Genomic DNA, 15,761 nt, shown 5'->3' with positions numbered 1-15,761 from the left:
TAAATAGAGGTTATCAGAGTAGGTGATGATAAGGTGCATATGATTAGTCAGTTTGCAAGTGGTGGGGGGAGGATGTTACGTTGCGGATGCTTTGTTCTCAATTAAGATGTTATTCAAGTGAAGCAAGATGGCTTATACGTAACGCTAGATGAAAGTAAAACTGCGAAAAGAACGTTTACACATCCAGAAACAGACGAGGTAATAGAACTTTACTTCCAGAAAAGAAATGGTTAACTGGGAAATTCAGTAATAGCAAGCAAACGTGATTCCGGTTAGGCTCGAACTCACGACCTCCACCCTGTCAAGGTGGCGCTCTCCCTGCTGAGCTACGGGAGAAACGTTGATTTAAAGGGGTTTTCACAGGTTTGTATAAATGAAATTCCATTAAAAAAGCAATGGTTATTGTAAGTTCTGTGACCATTTGTGACCACAAAATTATGTGCTTAGTTGTCTGTATATGAGTTTGTTTATTTGTAACAGTTATTGAAATGTCGATTATAATATATTGTTTTATAAGATTAAAATATTGATAAATATAGGAACTTCCTATACAAGGATAACCAAATTATTCTAATTTTTTATGTAATTTTTGGTATAATAAGATTCTAAAAGGTTGGTAAAACATTACAAAATATAAAACGAATTGTTATATCTGATTAAAATAATTTAATGTGTATTATTGAGGAGTAAATTTTTTAAAAAAACATGGAAGGAGTATAGATATGTCAAAGAATCAGCTAACTAGAAATATGGAGAAATTATTAAAAAAATTAAAAAAAAGCCTGAAACAATCCGATATAGATAAGGCAAGTATATATCTAAAACAGGGATGCGAAATTAGTGGTTCAACTTTTTTTGTCGTACTAAAAAGTAACGTATATGATATGTTCGGAGAAGATTACAAAAGAGTCTATGAATTTTTGGAGTTAATAGAAAAGGATGAATATATTTGTTCTAATTTTTCTAATGAAGCGTTGGATTTCTGTCAAAATATAAAAAAAATATACAGGGATTTTTTACCAGTTTATCAAAAATCAAGAGAAAATAAGAATCAAATGATAAATGAGTTACTTAGTAAAAATAAAAAGGACATAAAAAATGTACTATATTATTTTGAACAATTGATTTTCCAAGAATATAAAAGGCATTCAAATGAAAAGTGTTTAGAAATATATAGTCAATTTTTATACGACACTAATTTATTAGCTGATAGCATAGAATTAGAGAAAAAGCAGGAAATTAGGTGTGGAAATAATAATGAAGAGTTTGTAAAAAGGCTAATAATGGAATACGGCTTGATAATAGAGTTTAAGAATAACTTTTTTGATTTATTAAGTGGAAGATACAATTTTTCATTAAATGAAAATTGTTATATTTTCGAATCCTCCGATAATAATCTCGACTTAGTGACGATTTTATATGAGGCTAACAGACAACAGCGAAGAATGATATCTTTAGATAGAAGAGGTGAGCGATTTACCCGGTCATTATTCAGAAGAACAAGTTTAGAATTTCTGTATAAAGATTTTGGATATAAAGTAGATGATGAAATAGAAAATGGTATTACTATTCAAGATATTTATAATGTCTGGGATAGTATTTGCGAATTTGTTGATAATATTAATACATCTAAATCAACTTGGTTAAGGATAAATTATGAGGGAATTATCAAAAAGGATTTTAAAAAAATTATTTCAAAGGAACAGTTTTACAAAGTTCTTGAGAACTATTTTGTATCGAATATAGAGAAAGTTGATTTGTACTTGTATCCTGTTCAAAAGTATAAATCTCAATATTTGATTTTAAATTGGGGCACAGATATTGAATTTACATATTTGCTAAATAATATTGTTCCTAAAGCCATAGATAAGAAGTTTTATGAAGCTGAACTTATAGATGATTTAAAGGTAGTAAAAGAGTTACTGTTTAAGAACAATAACGAATTTTTAGTCTATCCAAAGAATATAGAGTTTAAAGATTTATCAATAGAGATTGATTTGATGTTTATGTATGACAAAACATTATTTATTGCTGATGTCAAACACACTATGAAGAAATTTGAAAGTATAAGTAATTTAAGAAAATTAAATTATACATATGATGGCATTATACAAGTAGATTATATTTGTAAATTTATTGAAAGAAATAAAGATTTATTTATTGCTAAATTAAAAAAAGAAAAGAATATTGATGTACCTGATTTCGAAGAGGTAAAGGGATTTTTATTAACAAATGAAGGGAAGTTTTCTGGAGTACATTTAAATAAAAATGTTCCCATTTTAACTCGAGAAGATTTCTGGAGATTTTTTGCTTATCCTGTTGTTTTAATCCAGGATATAAATAGATTAAGCAAGACAGGGGTTAATTTTATAATAAAGCATTGGTGGGATTTTTCTAAGGCACCTAGTTTAGAAAATTTCTTGAATTATCTAGCTAATCCTTTTAAAGATAATTTTGCTTTTAAACAATATACTGTTATGGGCGAGGAGGCTTTTTATATAGCTGGAAAAAAACTAGTTTATAAAAAGTACAAGATAAATTATCAGGAACTAAATTCTTTTTCTAAATATAGAGAAAAAGATTATGGGGTGTTAATTGAACAGAAGATTAATAATATGAGGAATAAAGGTGTAAATGAATGGATAGATGCTTTTTATGTAATAGATTTTACTAAAAAGAAATTGGTGAGTACTGTTAAAGATGTTAAAGACATTAACTATTGGATGGAACTCCAAACTGAATTTTTTAAATTTGATGACACATCAAATAGAAAATAGTAGCCGAAAAGATACCGTATGTACATTAGTTTTGTGTTTTGGGGTGTGGAGTATTGCTATTTTTATATTGAGTAATGAAAAATTATTAATGTAACAATATTTTTAGAAGGATATGAAAAAATGATTGAACAAATATTTTTGTTTTAAATTCTGTGAGCTAATTGAATGATAAGATAGCCTCTTAGATATTGATATATAAGTGTAAAAGTCCCCTCTTAATAATAAAGAAGGGACTTTTTGTGAAATTGTATTTGTAGGTGGGAAGACATTAAATCTTAAGGAGAATTACTGTTTAATTTAAACCATTTTGTGTTTTAGATTCCAATTTATTGTTATAAAAGCTTAGTAGTGCGATACCTTTACCAGATAAAGATTCAAATTCATATATTTTATAATTATAACTTTCGGAGGTTAATTTCCCTTCACCATCAATAGGTTTTATACATTCCTCATATGTCATACCCAATTGTAGTTGTTGAAATTCATCTAATGTAATATAAGCATATCGGTTTTTCGCTTGGGGAAATTCAAAATATTATATTGCAGCGTGATGTAGAGACTGAAGATTTTTTAAGACAAATGCATTTTCAAAGAGAAGTGCTTTTGGCAGAGCAAGAAAGAATTGCGAAGGTACTTTCGCATATGGATGAGATGACGAAGAAGTTTCAAAAGGAAGAAAGAGTGGATATCGCTTTGTTTTCTTCGTTTCTTCAAACTTTTATATGGGAAAAAGAAAATAAAGAATGGTTAAGGGAACACTTATCAAATGAGAGTGTTCAAGTGTTTTATAACAGTAAGGAATTAAAAGAAAAGTTTGATCAGCGTTTTATGGATGTGATAGGGAAGTTGAAAAGATATAAGGAAGAGGAGAAGGATCCGAGTCATCATGATGTTCAAGTTACTTTGAAGGGATTTTTCAATTTAATAGAAGAGATAACGAATTATCTTGATACCCCTCAAGGTGATATAGAGGATATAATCAAACAATCTAAAATCCCATGGGCGAATTCCCCGCTCTTTTTACGAGTGAGGAAGAACAGTATATAAAAGAAGCGATGAATAAAATATAGCCTGTAAGTAGACAGTTTCCCCATTAGTAATAAAATAGGGAAGCTGTCCTTCTATTTTATTAAGCCTAAAAACTATTCTCGATATCATATTTTATCCTTTTTTCATTGAGTATCATCGTAAGATAAATTCTTCTGTTTTTTTACCTTTATAAGTATTTTTACAGGTAGTTCATTTGATGAATTTCAATTTGTATTATCTGACAAATTAATTAAATAATTTATAGAAGAAAAACCAAACGGAGGGAAACCCCCATGCCAACCTACAACAAACTAATCCGAAAAAAATCCCACAAATAATAAAAACCAACGGAAAAACACCCACAACAAGAATTCTATCCGAAGACGAATACATAAAAGAAATCTGCAAGAAAACACAAGAAGAACTAACGGAATACATCGAAGCAAAAACAAAACCCCACAAACTAGAAGAACTATCCGACCTATTAGAACTAATAAACGCCCTAGCCGAACTCGAAGGCACAACACTAGAAGAAATCAACAACATCCGTAAAAAGAAAGCAAAAGAAAGAGGCGGCTTCTCAAATCGAGTTTTCCTAATCAAAGTAACCGATAATTAGCCCTCATAAGCCCCTTCCATACCCCTTACAAGCCCCTATCAAGTAATAAATCACTAAGAAAAAACACAACAAAACAAAAACGCCAACAAACACCGTAGTAGTAGTAGTCAAAAAAATTTTGAAATAACACGCCAAAAACCGGGCCCTCCTTCCTATATATAGTACAAAGAGGAATTTTCATTTTTGAATGGAGACGGGAGGAACTTTGATGGCGGTGTATCGTAATGTGCAGGTGAATTTTTGGCAGGATGATTTTGTTTTGGATTTGACGCCAGAGGAGCGGTATTTTTATGTTTACTTATTAACTTGTTCGAAGACGACGCAGTGTGGTATTTTTCCTTTCCCGAAGCGGTTAGCTGAGATGGAGACGGGTTATAATCGGGAGACTGTTGATAAGCTTGTGCAGCGTTTCATTGATTATGGGAAGATTCTTTATGATGCGGATACACGAGAGTTATTCGTTTTAAATTGGCTTCGTTATAATCCGGTGACGAATACGAATGTGGAGAAGTGTGTGCTTCGTGAACTTAAGGGTGTGAAGAATAAGGAGTTTGTACATATGTTTCTTCAGAAGTGCGCTGAGGAGGAGCTGAATGTTCCGATGCTTTTAGCACATTTCGGTATGCCGAGTGATTTAGCTGTGGATGATGTTGAGCCAGTTTGTGAGGAGGCAGAGGAAGAAGAGGTTATAGAGGAAGAGACGGGGAGTCGCGTGTTTTCTTTTTATGAGCAACATTTTGGTAGTTTGTCTCCTCATACTGTAGAGGAACTGAGTGCGTGGATGGAAGATTTGTCAGAGGAGCTTGTGCTGAAGGCTCTTCAAATTGCGTTTGAGAATAATAAGCGGACGGTTGCTTATGTGAAGGGCATTTTGAGAGGGTGGCACGGGAAAGGATTTACAAAAGTTTCTGAGGTTGAGGCGGATACGGCGAGCTTTAGGAATAAGGATTCGTCTGTTAGTACGGGGGAGACGGAGGAGTTTTTGGCGAGGTGTGAGGAGTGGGAGAAGAATGCGCCGTCTGAGGAAGAGTTGCAGCGCTTTTTAGCGGAGCGCGGGTGGCGGCCATGAGTATTCAAAATGTGGAGGCGGAAAAGACGGTGTTAGGTTCTCTGTTACTTGATGGAGAGCTTATTAAGGAGTGCCGTTTGACGGAGCAGTATTTTTCTATGCCAGTGCATAAGTCTATATTTCAGTTAATGCGAAAAATGGAAGAAGAGGGGCAACCGATTGATCTTGTGACGCTCATTTCTAGAGTAGATCCGAATTTTTTGAAGGGGATCGGAGGAATGGAGTATTTTATAGGGTTAATGGATGGTGTGCCTGCGACTAGCAACTTCTCTTATTATGAGGGGCTTGTTCGAGGTGCCTGGAAGATGTATCAGGCTGGTGTTCTTGGACACAAGATGGGAGAGCGTCTTATTGCGGAGAAGAATGAGAAAATTATTGGTGAGACGATTACGGAACTTTGTGAGTTAGAGGAAAAGGACTGTGTATGTGAGTTTGATTTGAAGGATGCGTTAGTTGGGTTGTATGAGGAGCTTCATCAAGATGCGAAAGAGAATACTGGTATTGAGACTGGTTATACATCGTTAAATAAAATGACGTGCGGATTGCAGGAAGGTGATTTTGTCGTTCTTGGTGCACGTCCTTCTATGGGGAAAACTGCGTTTGCGTTAAATATCGCGCTGCATGCGGCGAAGTCTGGAGCGGCAGTTGGGCTGTTTTCATTAGAGATGAGTAGTAAGCAATTGTTAAAAAGGCTGGCGTCTTGCGCGGGTGAAGTGTCAGGAGGCAGGCTGAAAAATCCGAAGCACCGTTTTGCGATGGAAGACTGGGAAAAGGTGAGTAAGGCGTTTGCGGAGATCGGGGAATTACCACTTGAGATTTACGATAATGCAGGTGTTAGGGTGCAAGATATTTGGATGCAAACTCGTAAGTTAAAGAGGAAGCACAGTGATAAAAAGCTTTTAGTTATTGTAGATTATTTGCAGCTCATTACGGGCGATCCGAAGCATAAGGGCAATCGATTTCAAGAGATTAGTGAAATTTCACGTAAGCTTAAGTTGTTAGCGCGTGATTTAAATGTTTGTATAGTGGCGTTATCGCAATTGTCTCGTTCCGTAGAGTCACGTCAAGATAAGCGACCACTTTTGTCTGATTTAAGAGAGACGGGACAAATTGAGCAAGATGCGGATGTCATTATGCTTATGTATCGTGAGGATTATTATAATAAGGAAACGATGCAGAAAGAGATGACGGAGATTCATGTGGCGAAGCATCGGAATGGACCTGTGGGGAGTTTTAAGCTGAGATTTTTGAAGGAGTTTGGGCGGTTTGTGGAGGGGAATAGTTAAAAGACTGGAGTATCACTTTGTAAATAAAATAAAGCATAAGTGTTCTATTTCATTCACTTATGCTTTATTTTTTGATTCTTTGAATATGTTTCTTATTTTTCCATAAAGAAGGATTTTCGTTCTGTAGTAATCCATTGCTGCAAATCATCTTGGCTACGTCGGACAAGTCGATTTACTAAAACATCATGCCATACGTAATCCTCTAATAGGTATATATGAACGGGGTCATCTGTATAAAAAGCAATATTACGCTCTTCAAGTGATGGTCCATAAATCATCTCTTTAGAATCTATCGACAAAATAAACCAATGTTCTGTAGACCGGGTTTCGGTATAAGGTGTTATACGGTGGGTTTCTAGATTTTTAATGGGATTTTCAACATGTAGGGTAATACCTTGTATTGTAACTTTATCAGCTACTTCAGATAGATCTTCTTTTAACGCTTCATACATCTCATCCCACATTGAAATGATAATACGTCGTTCTGCTTTTTTTATTAATGCCTGACAATAGCTAATGATTGTTTTATTGTCTTTTAAAGTAATCACTCGATTATCCATTTTTTCCTCGGAAGTTTCTAGTTTTTTTAATGAATCACTGATTCCTTCATAAGTAGACTGCCATTCTGATTGAGCCTTCTGTAAAAAGATTTCAACAGGTAGAGGTGAATAGCGAGTGGTGTCATTTATTTCTTCCTTCATGACAATTCCTTTTTCTACAAGGTTACCTAAAATCTCATAAATTCGCGCTCTTGGGACACCTGAATCCTTACTTACTTGGTAGGCTGTGACAGGCCCCTGTTTAACAAGAGATACATAAGATTTAGCTTCATATTCATTGAAACCAATTTTTTTTAGCTGTTGCACTATGTAGTCCACTTTTTTCGTCCTCCGATGTTTGCTTTTATATTTTAACGTTACAATAACTGTTTACATTTAGCAAATTATTAGTTACTATTCGGATAGTGACTAAAGGGGAGGTTAACAATATGGATTTTTATTTAGACCCATCCGTATTAATTATTTTGATTGCTTTTGGATTTTTAGCTGCATTTATTGATTCAGTTGTAGGTGGTGGTGGACTCATTGCCTTACCTGCTTTATTATTTACAGGATTGAATCCAGCAAGTGCAGTAGCTACGAATAAACTAGCGTCGACAATGGGGTGTGCAACTAGTAATATTGTGTTTTATCGTTCTGGTAATCTTGATTTGAAATCGGCGTTTAAATTAGTTCCACTCACTTTCATAGGTTCCATAATAGGGGCATGGACCGTTCATTTAATGAACCCAGAACTACTGAAGCCATTGATGCTGATCATGCTTGGTGCGGTCGCTATTTATACGATATTTAAAAAGGATTGGGGTAGTATTTCCACTCATAAGAAATTGTCTGGTCGACACGTCATTATTTTTACTTTCTTTGTTTTTGCTATTGGTTTTTATGATGGATTTCTAGGTCCTGGAACAGGTTCGTTTTTAATGTTTTCTCTTTTATTTATTGGGTATGATTTTTTAAAAGCAGCAGGTAATGCGAAGCTTCTTAATTTAGGAAGTAATGTTGGTGCATTGTTGATGTTTATGTATGTAGGGCAAGTGAATTATGCGTATGGTTTTATAATGGGGATTGCTCAAATTGCTGGAGGGATTGTTGGCTCCAAATTTGCTATAAAAAAAGGAAGTGGTTATGTTCGTGCCCTTTTCATTACAGTAACTTGTTTATTGTTAGCGAAAAATCTTTATGATTATATTCATTAAGTAATTTTCAACATTTTTTAGATGCTACCTCATTCGAAGATAGCATCTAAAAAAAGGTCATTTAAAAGAAAATTTAAGCTAAGAGAATGAAAATAATACAAACGACTATTTTCGGGGTATGTTTAACTATCTTAATAAAATACTTACTCCACATTCTTCTTATAATTAACCCGCAACAACCCCTTAAAATCCACCTCAGCAATCAATACACTTACTAATATAAGTGTCGCCCCTAAGTATCCTTTCCCTGTGAGAGTTTCACCCGTGAAGAAGAAGGCAAATCCTGCTGAAAAGACAGGTTCTAATGAAAAGATAAGACCCGTATGTGTGGGTGTAGTGTATTGCTGGGCGATAACTTGCACAATGAATGCGACTGCGGTGCAAAATATGCTTAAGGCTAAGATTATTAGCCAGGAGTCGATAGTGCTAGGAAGTTTTGGAGTTTCCATCACTAATGAAAAAAGAAGACTAAATAGGCCGACAAAACCTAGTTGTATTACTCCAAGTGCAATTGAATTCACATGTTTTGTTACGCTTCCAGTAATGATGACGTGAATCGCATAAAATAAGGCAGACAGTATGCAAAATATATCGCCGTTACCGATCTTGAATTCACTAGTTAATGTTAGTAATCCGATTCCTATTATCGTTAACACAATTCCTAATATAACTTTCTTTTCAGGAATGTGTTTTAAAAATATAGCTGATAATATCGGAATGAAAATGACTGTGAGACATAGTAAGAAACCGGCATTAGACACGCTTGTATACTTTGTACCGAAAGTCGCGAAAATATAGACGATAAATAAAACGGAAGCTAGTATAAAAGCATATTTTACAGTTTTTAAATCGACTTTGAATAAATGTTTGTAAAATATTAAACCTGATAAAAGAAAGGCAATAATAAATCGCAATGCGATTAAATTATATTCTTCTATGTCATCAAGACCAACCTTTGTAAGTAGGATGGATGCACCCCAAAAAAATGTAACTAGTAGTAGCATTAAATCAGCTTTTAATTGAATTTTCATTTCTATTCCCTCGTTATGTATAATTTATGATCCCATACCCCTATCCCCATTGTTTATTTTAATATTAATTCTGAATATTTGGAACAAAAATTTATCGACGTTTAATTCTATAGTTACGCATGACTTAATGTTATCTGCCGCGAAAACATTAGCGGAGTTAAATCCGAAAATGACATTCATTTACGTATCTGGTAGCGGCACAGATAGTACGGAATCAGGACGTACAATGTGGGCAAGAGTGAAGAGACGAACGGAAAATGAATTGTTACGTTTACCTTTCAAATCTGTGTATATGTTTAGACCAGGATTAATCATTCCGGCAAATAGTGTGAAATCAAAAACGAAATTGTACCAATTGATGTACGATGTGATGAAGCCTTTTAATCCACTATTGAAGCGATTCGGCAGTGTTATAACTTCTGAGCAATTGGGAAGAGCTATGGTGCGAGTTGGGAAAGATGGATATTCTCATTCAATCGTTGAAAGTTCGGATTTGAATAAGATTGGTAAGTAATAGTATATAGAAAAAAAGCCCATTTCAGAAGGGCTTTTTTCTATGTAAAATTTCATTTGTTTTGTTTACATAATATCTTAACAACCGTTTGGTAAAATATATTTAACTGCATATTGTGAGGGTGGGTGGTTATCCCTTCTTTCTATTTGGAAGGAAAGGAGGTGATAATATGGAGTTTTTGTTTGAACTTGTAAAAGAGTTTGTGAAAGCGACTGTACGTGAAGTTTCAGCGTATTTTTTGCGGAAGCAACTTCTGGATAAGGACAACAAAAAACCCACTCCGCGCCGTAGGAAGCAGAAGGGTGGGTTTCGTAAAAAGAAATAACTTATAATAACCACCACCCTATACGGTAGCAGTTAGGGAAGAGATGTTAGCGCATCTCTTCTTTTTATTATATGCAATTTCATTCGATGTCACACTTATATAGTATTCTACTGAAAATATATCATATGTCTACTTTTGGGTCAATTTGATTACATGATCTAAAAGTTGTAATACTACTCCTTTTCAAACTGAAAAATATCCCGATTAATAAGTTGATGGAAATGCCTATCCATTTCTGCCGCAGAAACTTTTCTTTCATTTTGAAACCACCATGTGCTTAATGAGGTAATTACTCCTGAATAAAATTCAATGATTAAATCATTTGGCATCGTATGGTTTTTGCAAAGTTGATTTAACGCTTCTGTTTCTTGTTTTCTTGTTTCGTGACTTAAATAATGTATGCGGCTATTAAATTGTTCATCAGACATTTGCGTCTCTAATATTTTACCGATTTCTTCATGATGTAGGAATTGTTCCATTACTTGAAATGGCTTACTTAATCGATCTGAAATCGGTATTTCAGTAATCATCTCGCCATATCGTTTAAACCCAAATGCTAATAAAGCATCTTTATCTTCAAAATGTTTATAAAAGGTTGTTCGGTGTACCATCGCGCGATCACATATTTGGTTAATGGTGATAGAACTATATTTCTGTTTTGATTGCGTCATTAATTCAAATAAGGAATCCCATAGTAATTTATGTGTACGTCTAATACGTAAATCAAGCTGTTTTTCACTATCGTTCATCTACAATTCTCCTTTTTTGTAGATTAAATATACAATGGCTTTAAATTGATTCTCCCTTTTTAATCTACATATGTATATTATATTACATGTGTTCCGGTGTATTTAAAGCTTTTTAAGTAAAAAAACAGGAGGAGAATCAATACATGAATATGACAACTAAGAGCCCTACAAGTGGCAAAGTTGATACTTCTAATATGAAACATACCCCGATTTTAATTGCATTACTTTTAGGGGCAATGGTTGCATTATTAAATGAAACGTTACTGGGTAATGCGTTAACGGTATTAATGAAAGAATTTGACGTAACAGCTTCAACTATTCAATGGCTTTCTACAGCTTACATGTTGGTGGTTGGGGTTTTGGTCCCAATTACAGCGTTACTTCAGCAATGGATCACAACGAGACAAATGTTTTTGATCGCGATGGTAACATTTTTAGTCGGTACATTAATTGCGGGATTCGCACCGACATTTGCCGTTTTGTTAGTCGGCCGTATTGTCCAAGCAATAGCGACGGGGTTAATTTCACCGTTATTAATGAATACGATTTTAATTATTTGTCCGCCTGAAAAACGTGGTGCGACAATGGGGTTAATCGCACTCGTTATGATGTCAGCCCCAGCAATTGGTCCTACATTATCTGGAGTAATTGTTGATTCACTGAATTGGCGCTGGTTATTCTACTTTGTCGTTCCGATCGTAATTATTTCCATTGTAATTGGAATGAAGTACATTCAAAATGTTTCAGAGTTAACAAGGCCAAAAGTAGATTATCCATCTATTCTTTTATCAACATTAGGCTTCGGCGGGATTGTGTATAGCTTTAGTGCATCCGGTGATTTAGGATGGTCGGATGCCAAAGTGTATGGCGCCTTAATTGTTGGGCTTATATCACTATGTATTTTTGTCGTTCGACAATTAAAAATTGAGAATCCAATTTTAGAATTACGTGCATTTAAGGTTCCGATGTTTACAATATCAGTTGGATTAATCGTCATTGTTATGATGTCCTTATTTTCAACGATGACTTTATTACCGATGTTTCTGCAAACAGTTTTACTCGTTACAGCCTTTAAATCAGGACTAATAATGCTTCCAGGAAGTATTATTAGCGCCATAATGGGACCAATCGCAGGTAAACTATTTGATAAATTTAGTCCGAAAGTTGTTATTGTTCCCGGTATTGTGTTAGTAGGGATTGCAATGTTCTTATTTAAAGGCATTACTCCTGACACATCAATGGTACAAATTATTGTCATGCATAGCGTATTAATGGTCGGACTCATGTTTGTAATGACAGCACAAACATATGGGTTAAATCAATTAACACCAGATCTATATCCGCACGGAACAGCGCTGTTTAATACGTTACAGCAAGTAGCTGGCGCAATTGGTACGGCTATATTTATTTCGAAAATGTCTTCAGGAACAACTAAGTATATGGAAAGCTCCGCAAATCCAATGGATCCAGTAGAGAAGTTAAACGGTTTAACATCCGGCTTCCAAGGTGCATTTACACTTGGGTTAATCTTTATCATTATTGCTTTTATCGTATCTTTGTTCTTAAAAGAAGAGAAAGAGGGAGTAAAGGCAGCGGGGGTTTTACAGAACGAGAATTAAGATTCATATAAAAAAGACATCTTTACGATTAAAGATGTCTTTTTACATTTCCTCCGTAACATCATACTGTAACAACTGTCCCTGGTCATAAAACTTCTCAAAAATAAGACCCATTACATAGAAGAATACTAAGCCGAAACAAATATGAATAAGTGTAAATGTCGCTCCAAATGAAGAAAATTCATACACCATAATTGGTAATTTCGCAGTTGTCCAAACGCCTAAGAAAAATACGATGTATCTAATACTTGCGCCTTTTTTTAATAGTAGTGCTGCAATTGGAAAGGCAACATAGAGGGGACCAGCTGCAATTCCGCCTAATAATAGGGAGAATAAGATTCCATATATGCCGGACTTTTCTCCCATATATTTCATTAGTGTTTCTTTCTTCACCCACTGATCAAGTAACCCTACAAATATTAGGACAGGGGGGAGTAGAAACAACATATCTAAAATGCTATTCCCCGTTAATTGTAATGCGCTCCATCCTAAAGATTGGTTTATAAAAGTTAATAAGAGGAGCCCAAGCAGTAATATGAAAAAGAAGCGATATCTTTTTAGTTCATTCATACCATCACCACCCAAATAATATATGAGAATAGAAGTGACATGAGTAATGCAGATGCATTACGAGCGTAAGCGAAGCTTCGTCCGAATATCTTTTGTTCCATCGGCAAGGTTGTAATTCCTACTGACATGAGTGTAGACATAAGTGCCGCAACTTGAGGAAGGCCTGCGCCGTGCTCTACTAACGTATTACCAAGAGGAAAGACGACAAAGCTAGGGATAAGTGCCACAGAGCCGAGTATTGCTGAATAAATAATACCTAAAAATCCAGACTGTTCTCCAATGATGGAAGAGATGAAGGACGGTGTTAATATAGAAAGCGATAAGCCAACGAAAAGCATAATGGAGAGCATGGCAGGGAGAAGGTTTTGAAATATTTTCCATGATTTTAACAGGGCAGCTTTCGTTTTATTACGATCCTTCATAAAAGAAATCCCCGTAAGAATAATGGCCAAAGTGTAAAGGATAGCGCCATTAATCATGATTAGATTCCTTTAAGTCTTTATATTTGTCTAAGAAAAATGATAAGTTTTTCATTTTTTCCTCAATATCCATTTGAAAATCTGCTAATTGTTCTTTTCCGGCTGTAGTAATTTTGTACATCTTTCTCGGCTTATCTGGAACTGATGTACTTACATAAGATTCAATAGCACCTTCGTTTTCTAATTTCTTCAGCGTGCGGTAAAGGATGGCACTATCGATTGGATTGACCGGAAGTTCTTCTTCACATTTCTGAAGTAATTGCCCGCCATAGTTATCACCTTCTGCTAAAAATAACAAAAGAAATGCACCTGTATGTCTTCCTGTATGTTTCATGAATATACCTCCTAGAATGAATTGGAATATATACTGTTAATTACAGTATACTGTTGTTAACAGTATATGGTGCATGAAGTGCTATGTCAATTTAAAAATGTTACTGAGGGGAAATGATAATACCTGTTCTAATCTTGTTAAATAACAAAATAAAAGCCTACTGTTTTCTTGTGACAGTGGCTTTCATAGTTGGTAAACTACTATATTACGCTTAGGGAATCTCGCACTTTGATAGTAACACATATATGTTAGCCGTATATTGAGAAATAAAAAAAAGACACTCTCAAGAGTGCCTCTTATTAGCAGCCTATTCCGCCGCCCCAACAGCTAGCTCCAACGATGATTAATAAAATAAAGAGCACAACAAGTAAGGCGAATCCACCGCCAAAACCACAGCCTCCACCACAACTACCACCATAGCCCATATTAACTCCTCCTTCCATAAAGTCCATATATTAATGGATTTATTTCACTTTATGTTTTTACGGATAAACTTGAGCAGGTCCTTTTGAAAAAATAAAAGTACTCGGTATTTTAAGAGAGTTGACGAACTTATTTTTGTCACGAGTATTACGCTTATTACATATGGTATTTTATTCTGTGTATTTGGGGAAAGGAGATCGTTATGGCTAATTCTGAGATGATATTACGTTTACTTACGGATTTAAAGATTGAACAGCAAGCTTTAAGAGAACAGCTGGAGAAAATGCAAACAGCATTGACCATTCTTGAAGAAAAACCGAATGCTCTTGAAGAAAAACCAGCTGATTCAAAGAAAAGAGCTAATTCTGGACGCCCAACATCTTTTCGTGATTGGAGAGCATCTTCTCAAAAGAATTCATAAAAGTATAAGAAAAGAAGACATCAATTAAGATGTCTTCTTTTGCTTGTACAATCCAAATGAAGTTAAGAAGATATATCCATATTGCTTTAAAAATAAGAAGAAAATAACGATTGTCGACTCCTGTTTTAGTATAGCATGTAATAATAAAGAATTTTTATGAAATAATGCATATATATTAATTATAAGATTTTTTATATATATTTTTGTTGTCTATTATTTCTCTTTACATGCTACATGTAAAGGTTTTCTTATGAAAAGAAACCTATTAAATAAAGAGTGGGAAACGTATATTCAGGACTATAAAAACAGTGGATTATCAAAAGATTTTTGGTGCTGAAAACAAAACTTACCAGTTCATCGGCTATATTACTGGCTAAAAACATTATCATCTGAAATGGAAGAGCAAAATACAAATGAGCGTTTAGATTCGGCGTTACTTGACGTTTACTTAAATAGGGGGTAACAAAGTTAGCAGATGGAAAAAAACGCTTTTATTCATTTAGAGCAGTAGAAAATAAAGAAAATGTAGTTGTACTTGGATCGGTAGATGGAAAAGTAATAAAAGAATTACCTAGTAGATATGGGGAATTTGTTTATATTGGAAATACTAAGGAGCAAATTATAGATAGCTTAAAGAATGGTAATAACAGAAATTGGATATATTTCGCTGTACTTATTATACTAACTAGTATTAGTGGATTTGTATTTTATATGTATGGGAAAGGAAAATGGACAAAAGATGTTTTTGTTTTTACATTTT

15 protein-coding genes, 1 tRNA gene and 3 pseudogenes are annotated in these 15,761 nt (G+C 34.4%); 11 read left to right on the top strand and 8 right to left on the bottom strand.

Features of this window, described 5'->3' with window-relative positions; translation table 11 throughout:
- Positions 1–105: 105 nt before the first annotated feature.
- Positions 106–231: pseudogene (locus QCI75_RS22170) on the top strand (nuclease domain-containing protein); the annotation flags it as partial.
- 35 nt (positions 232–266) lie between these two features.
- Here QCI75_RS22170 and QCI75_RS22165 read toward each other — a convergent pair.
- Positions 267–332, bottom strand: a tRNA-Val gene (locus tag QCI75_RS22165).
- Positions 333–722: 390 nt separating this feature from the next.
- On the opposite strand from QCI75_RS22165, the gene QCI75_RS22160 reads away from it, so the two are divergent.
- The 5 genes and pseudogenes from QCI75_RS22160 to dnaB all read left to right on the top strand — a co-directional run bounded on the left by QCI75_RS22160 (position 723) and on the right by dnaB (position 6,780).
- Positions 723–2,777 (top strand): hypothetical protein, encoded by a 2,055-nt coding sequence (locus QCI75_RS22160; protein WP_078184566.1) that lies wholly within the window; start codon positions 723–725, stop codon positions 2,775–2,777.
- A 495-nt stretch (positions 2,778–3,272) separates the two neighbouring features.
- A pseudogene (locus tag QCI75_RS22155) lies at positions 3,273–3,847 on the top strand (MerR family transcriptional regulator); the annotation flags it as partial.
- Between the two features lie 252 nt (positions 3,848–4,099).
- Positions 4,100–4,425: pseudogene (locus QCI75_RS22150) on the top strand (nucleoside triphosphate pyrophosphohydrolase).
- A gap of 208 nt (positions 4,426–4,633) precedes the next feature.
- The gene (locus tag QCI75_RS22145; protein WP_353761183.1) at positions 4,634–5,494 is read left to right on the top strand and encodes a DnaD domain-containing protein; all 861 of its coding nucleotides are present in this window, start codon (positions 4,634–4,636) and stop codon (positions 5,492–5,494) included.
- Positions 5,491–6,780, top strand: a complete 1,290-nt coding sequence (dnaB, locus tag QCI75_RS22140; RefSeq protein WP_353761182.1) for a replicative DNA helicase — start codon at positions 5,491–5,493, stop codon at positions 6,778–6,780. The genes QCI75_RS22145 and dnaB overlap by 4 nt, the downstream gene beginning before the upstream one ends.
- A gap of 92 nt (positions 6,781–6,872) precedes the next feature.
- Here the strand turns inward: dnaB and QCI75_RS22135 are convergent, their stop codons facing one another.
- Positions 6,873–7,658 carry a TrmB family transcriptional regulator gene (locus QCI75_RS22135; RefSeq protein WP_353761181.1) on the bottom strand — a complete coding sequence of 262 codons (786 nt, stop codon included), beginning with the start codon at positions 7,656–7,658 and terminating at the stop codon, positions 6,873–6,875.
- Positions 7,659–7,768: 110 nt separating this feature from the next.
- On the opposite strand from QCI75_RS22135, the gene QCI75_RS22130 reads away from it, so the two are divergent.
- Entirely contained in the window at positions 7,769–8,536 is a 768-nt protein-coding gene (locus QCI75_RS22130; RefSeq protein WP_078184570.1) for a TSUP family transporter, read from the top strand.
- Between the two features lie 143 nt (positions 8,537–8,679).
- On the opposite strand, the gene QCI75_RS22125 is transcribed toward QCI75_RS22130, so the two are convergent.
- The gene (locus tag QCI75_RS22125) at positions 8,680–9,567 is read right to left on the bottom strand and encodes a DMT family transporter (protein ID WP_078184571.1); all 888 of its coding nucleotides are present in this window, start codon (positions 9,565–9,567) and stop codon (positions 8,680–8,682) included.
- 127 nt (positions 9,568–9,694) lie between these two features.
- On the opposite strand from QCI75_RS22125, the gene QCI75_RS22120 reads away from it, so the two are divergent.
- Both QCI75_RS22120 and QCI75_RS22115 read left to right on the top strand, forming a co-directional pair.
- On the top strand, positions 9,695–10,081 hold the full coding sequence (locus QCI75_RS22120) for a Rossmann-fold NAD(P)-binding domain-containing protein (protein WP_483299468.1): 387 nt from the start codon (positions 9,695–9,697) through the stop codon (positions 10,079–10,081).
- 169 nt (positions 10,082–10,250) lie between these two features.
- Positions 10,251–10,406 carry a hypothetical protein gene (locus QCI75_RS22115; RefSeq protein ID WP_259416910.1) on the top strand — a complete coding sequence of 52 codons (156 nt, stop codon included), beginning with the start codon at positions 10,251–10,253 and terminating at the stop codon, positions 10,404–10,406.
- A 173-nt stretch (positions 10,407–10,579) separates the two neighbouring features.
- Here the strand turns inward: QCI75_RS22115 and QCI75_RS22110 are convergent, their stop codons facing one another.
- Entirely contained in the window at positions 10,580–11,155 is a 576-nt protein-coding gene (locus tag QCI75_RS22110) for a TetR/AcrR family transcriptional regulator (protein WP_078184573.1), read from the bottom strand.
- A gap of 143 nt (positions 11,156–11,298) precedes the next feature.
- Between QCI75_RS22110 and QCI75_RS22105 the strand changes: the two genes are divergently transcribed.
- Positions 11,299–12,774 carry an MDR family MFS transporter gene (locus QCI75_RS22105; RefSeq protein WP_353761178.1) on the top strand — a complete coding sequence of 492 codons (1,476 nt, stop codon included), beginning with the start codon at positions 11,299–11,301 and terminating at the stop codon, positions 12,772–12,774.
- A gap of 42 nt (positions 12,775–12,816) precedes the next feature.
- On the opposite strand, the gene QCI75_RS22100 is transcribed toward QCI75_RS22105, so the two are convergent.
- The 4 genes from QCI75_RS22100 to QCI75_RS22085 form a co-directional block, all read right to left on the bottom strand.
- A complete protein-coding gene (locus QCI75_RS22100; RefSeq protein WP_353761176.1) occupies positions 12,817–13,344 on the bottom strand; it encodes a permease in 528 nt (175 codons plus the stop codon).
- Positions 13,341–13,823 carry a hypothetical protein gene (locus tag QCI75_RS22095; RefSeq protein WP_098778869.1) on the bottom strand — a complete coding sequence of 161 codons (483 nt, stop codon included), beginning with the start codon at positions 13,821–13,823 and terminating at the stop codon, positions 13,341–13,343. The genes QCI75_RS22100 and QCI75_RS22095 overlap by 4 nt, the downstream gene beginning before the upstream one ends.
- The gene (locus QCI75_RS22090) at positions 13,816–14,157 is read right to left on the bottom strand and encodes a PadR family transcriptional regulator (RefSeq protein WP_002159060.1); all 342 of its coding nucleotides are present in this window, start codon (positions 14,155–14,157) and stop codon (positions 13,816–13,818) included. The genes QCI75_RS22095 and QCI75_RS22090 overlap by 8 nt, the downstream gene beginning before the upstream one ends.
- Before the next feature lie 299 nt (positions 14,158–14,456).
- Positions 14,457–14,582, bottom strand: coding sequence for a YjcZ family sporulation protein (locus QCI75_RS22085; RefSeq protein WP_000540378.1), 126 nt, complete (start codon positions 14,580–14,582; stop codon positions 14,457–14,459).
- 200 nt (positions 14,583–14,782) lie between these two features.
- Between QCI75_RS22085 and QCI75_RS22080 the strand changes: the two genes are divergently transcribed.
- Positions 14,783–15,001 carry a preprotein translocase gene (locus tag QCI75_RS22080; protein ID WP_144508358.1) on the top strand — a complete coding sequence of 73 codons (219 nt, stop codon included), beginning with the start codon at positions 14,783–14,785 and terminating at the stop codon, positions 14,999–15,001.
- The last annotated feature ends 760 nt before the right edge of the window (positions 15,002–15,761 follow it).

Origin of the sequence: Bacillus cereus group sp. RP43 (genome assembly GCF_040459645.1) — a bacterium.
Lineage (GTDB): Bacteria > Bacillota > Bacilli > Bacillales > Bacillaceae_G > Bacillus_A > Bacillus_A mycoides_C.
This window is presented reverse-complemented; position numbering and strand designations above follow the sequence as displayed.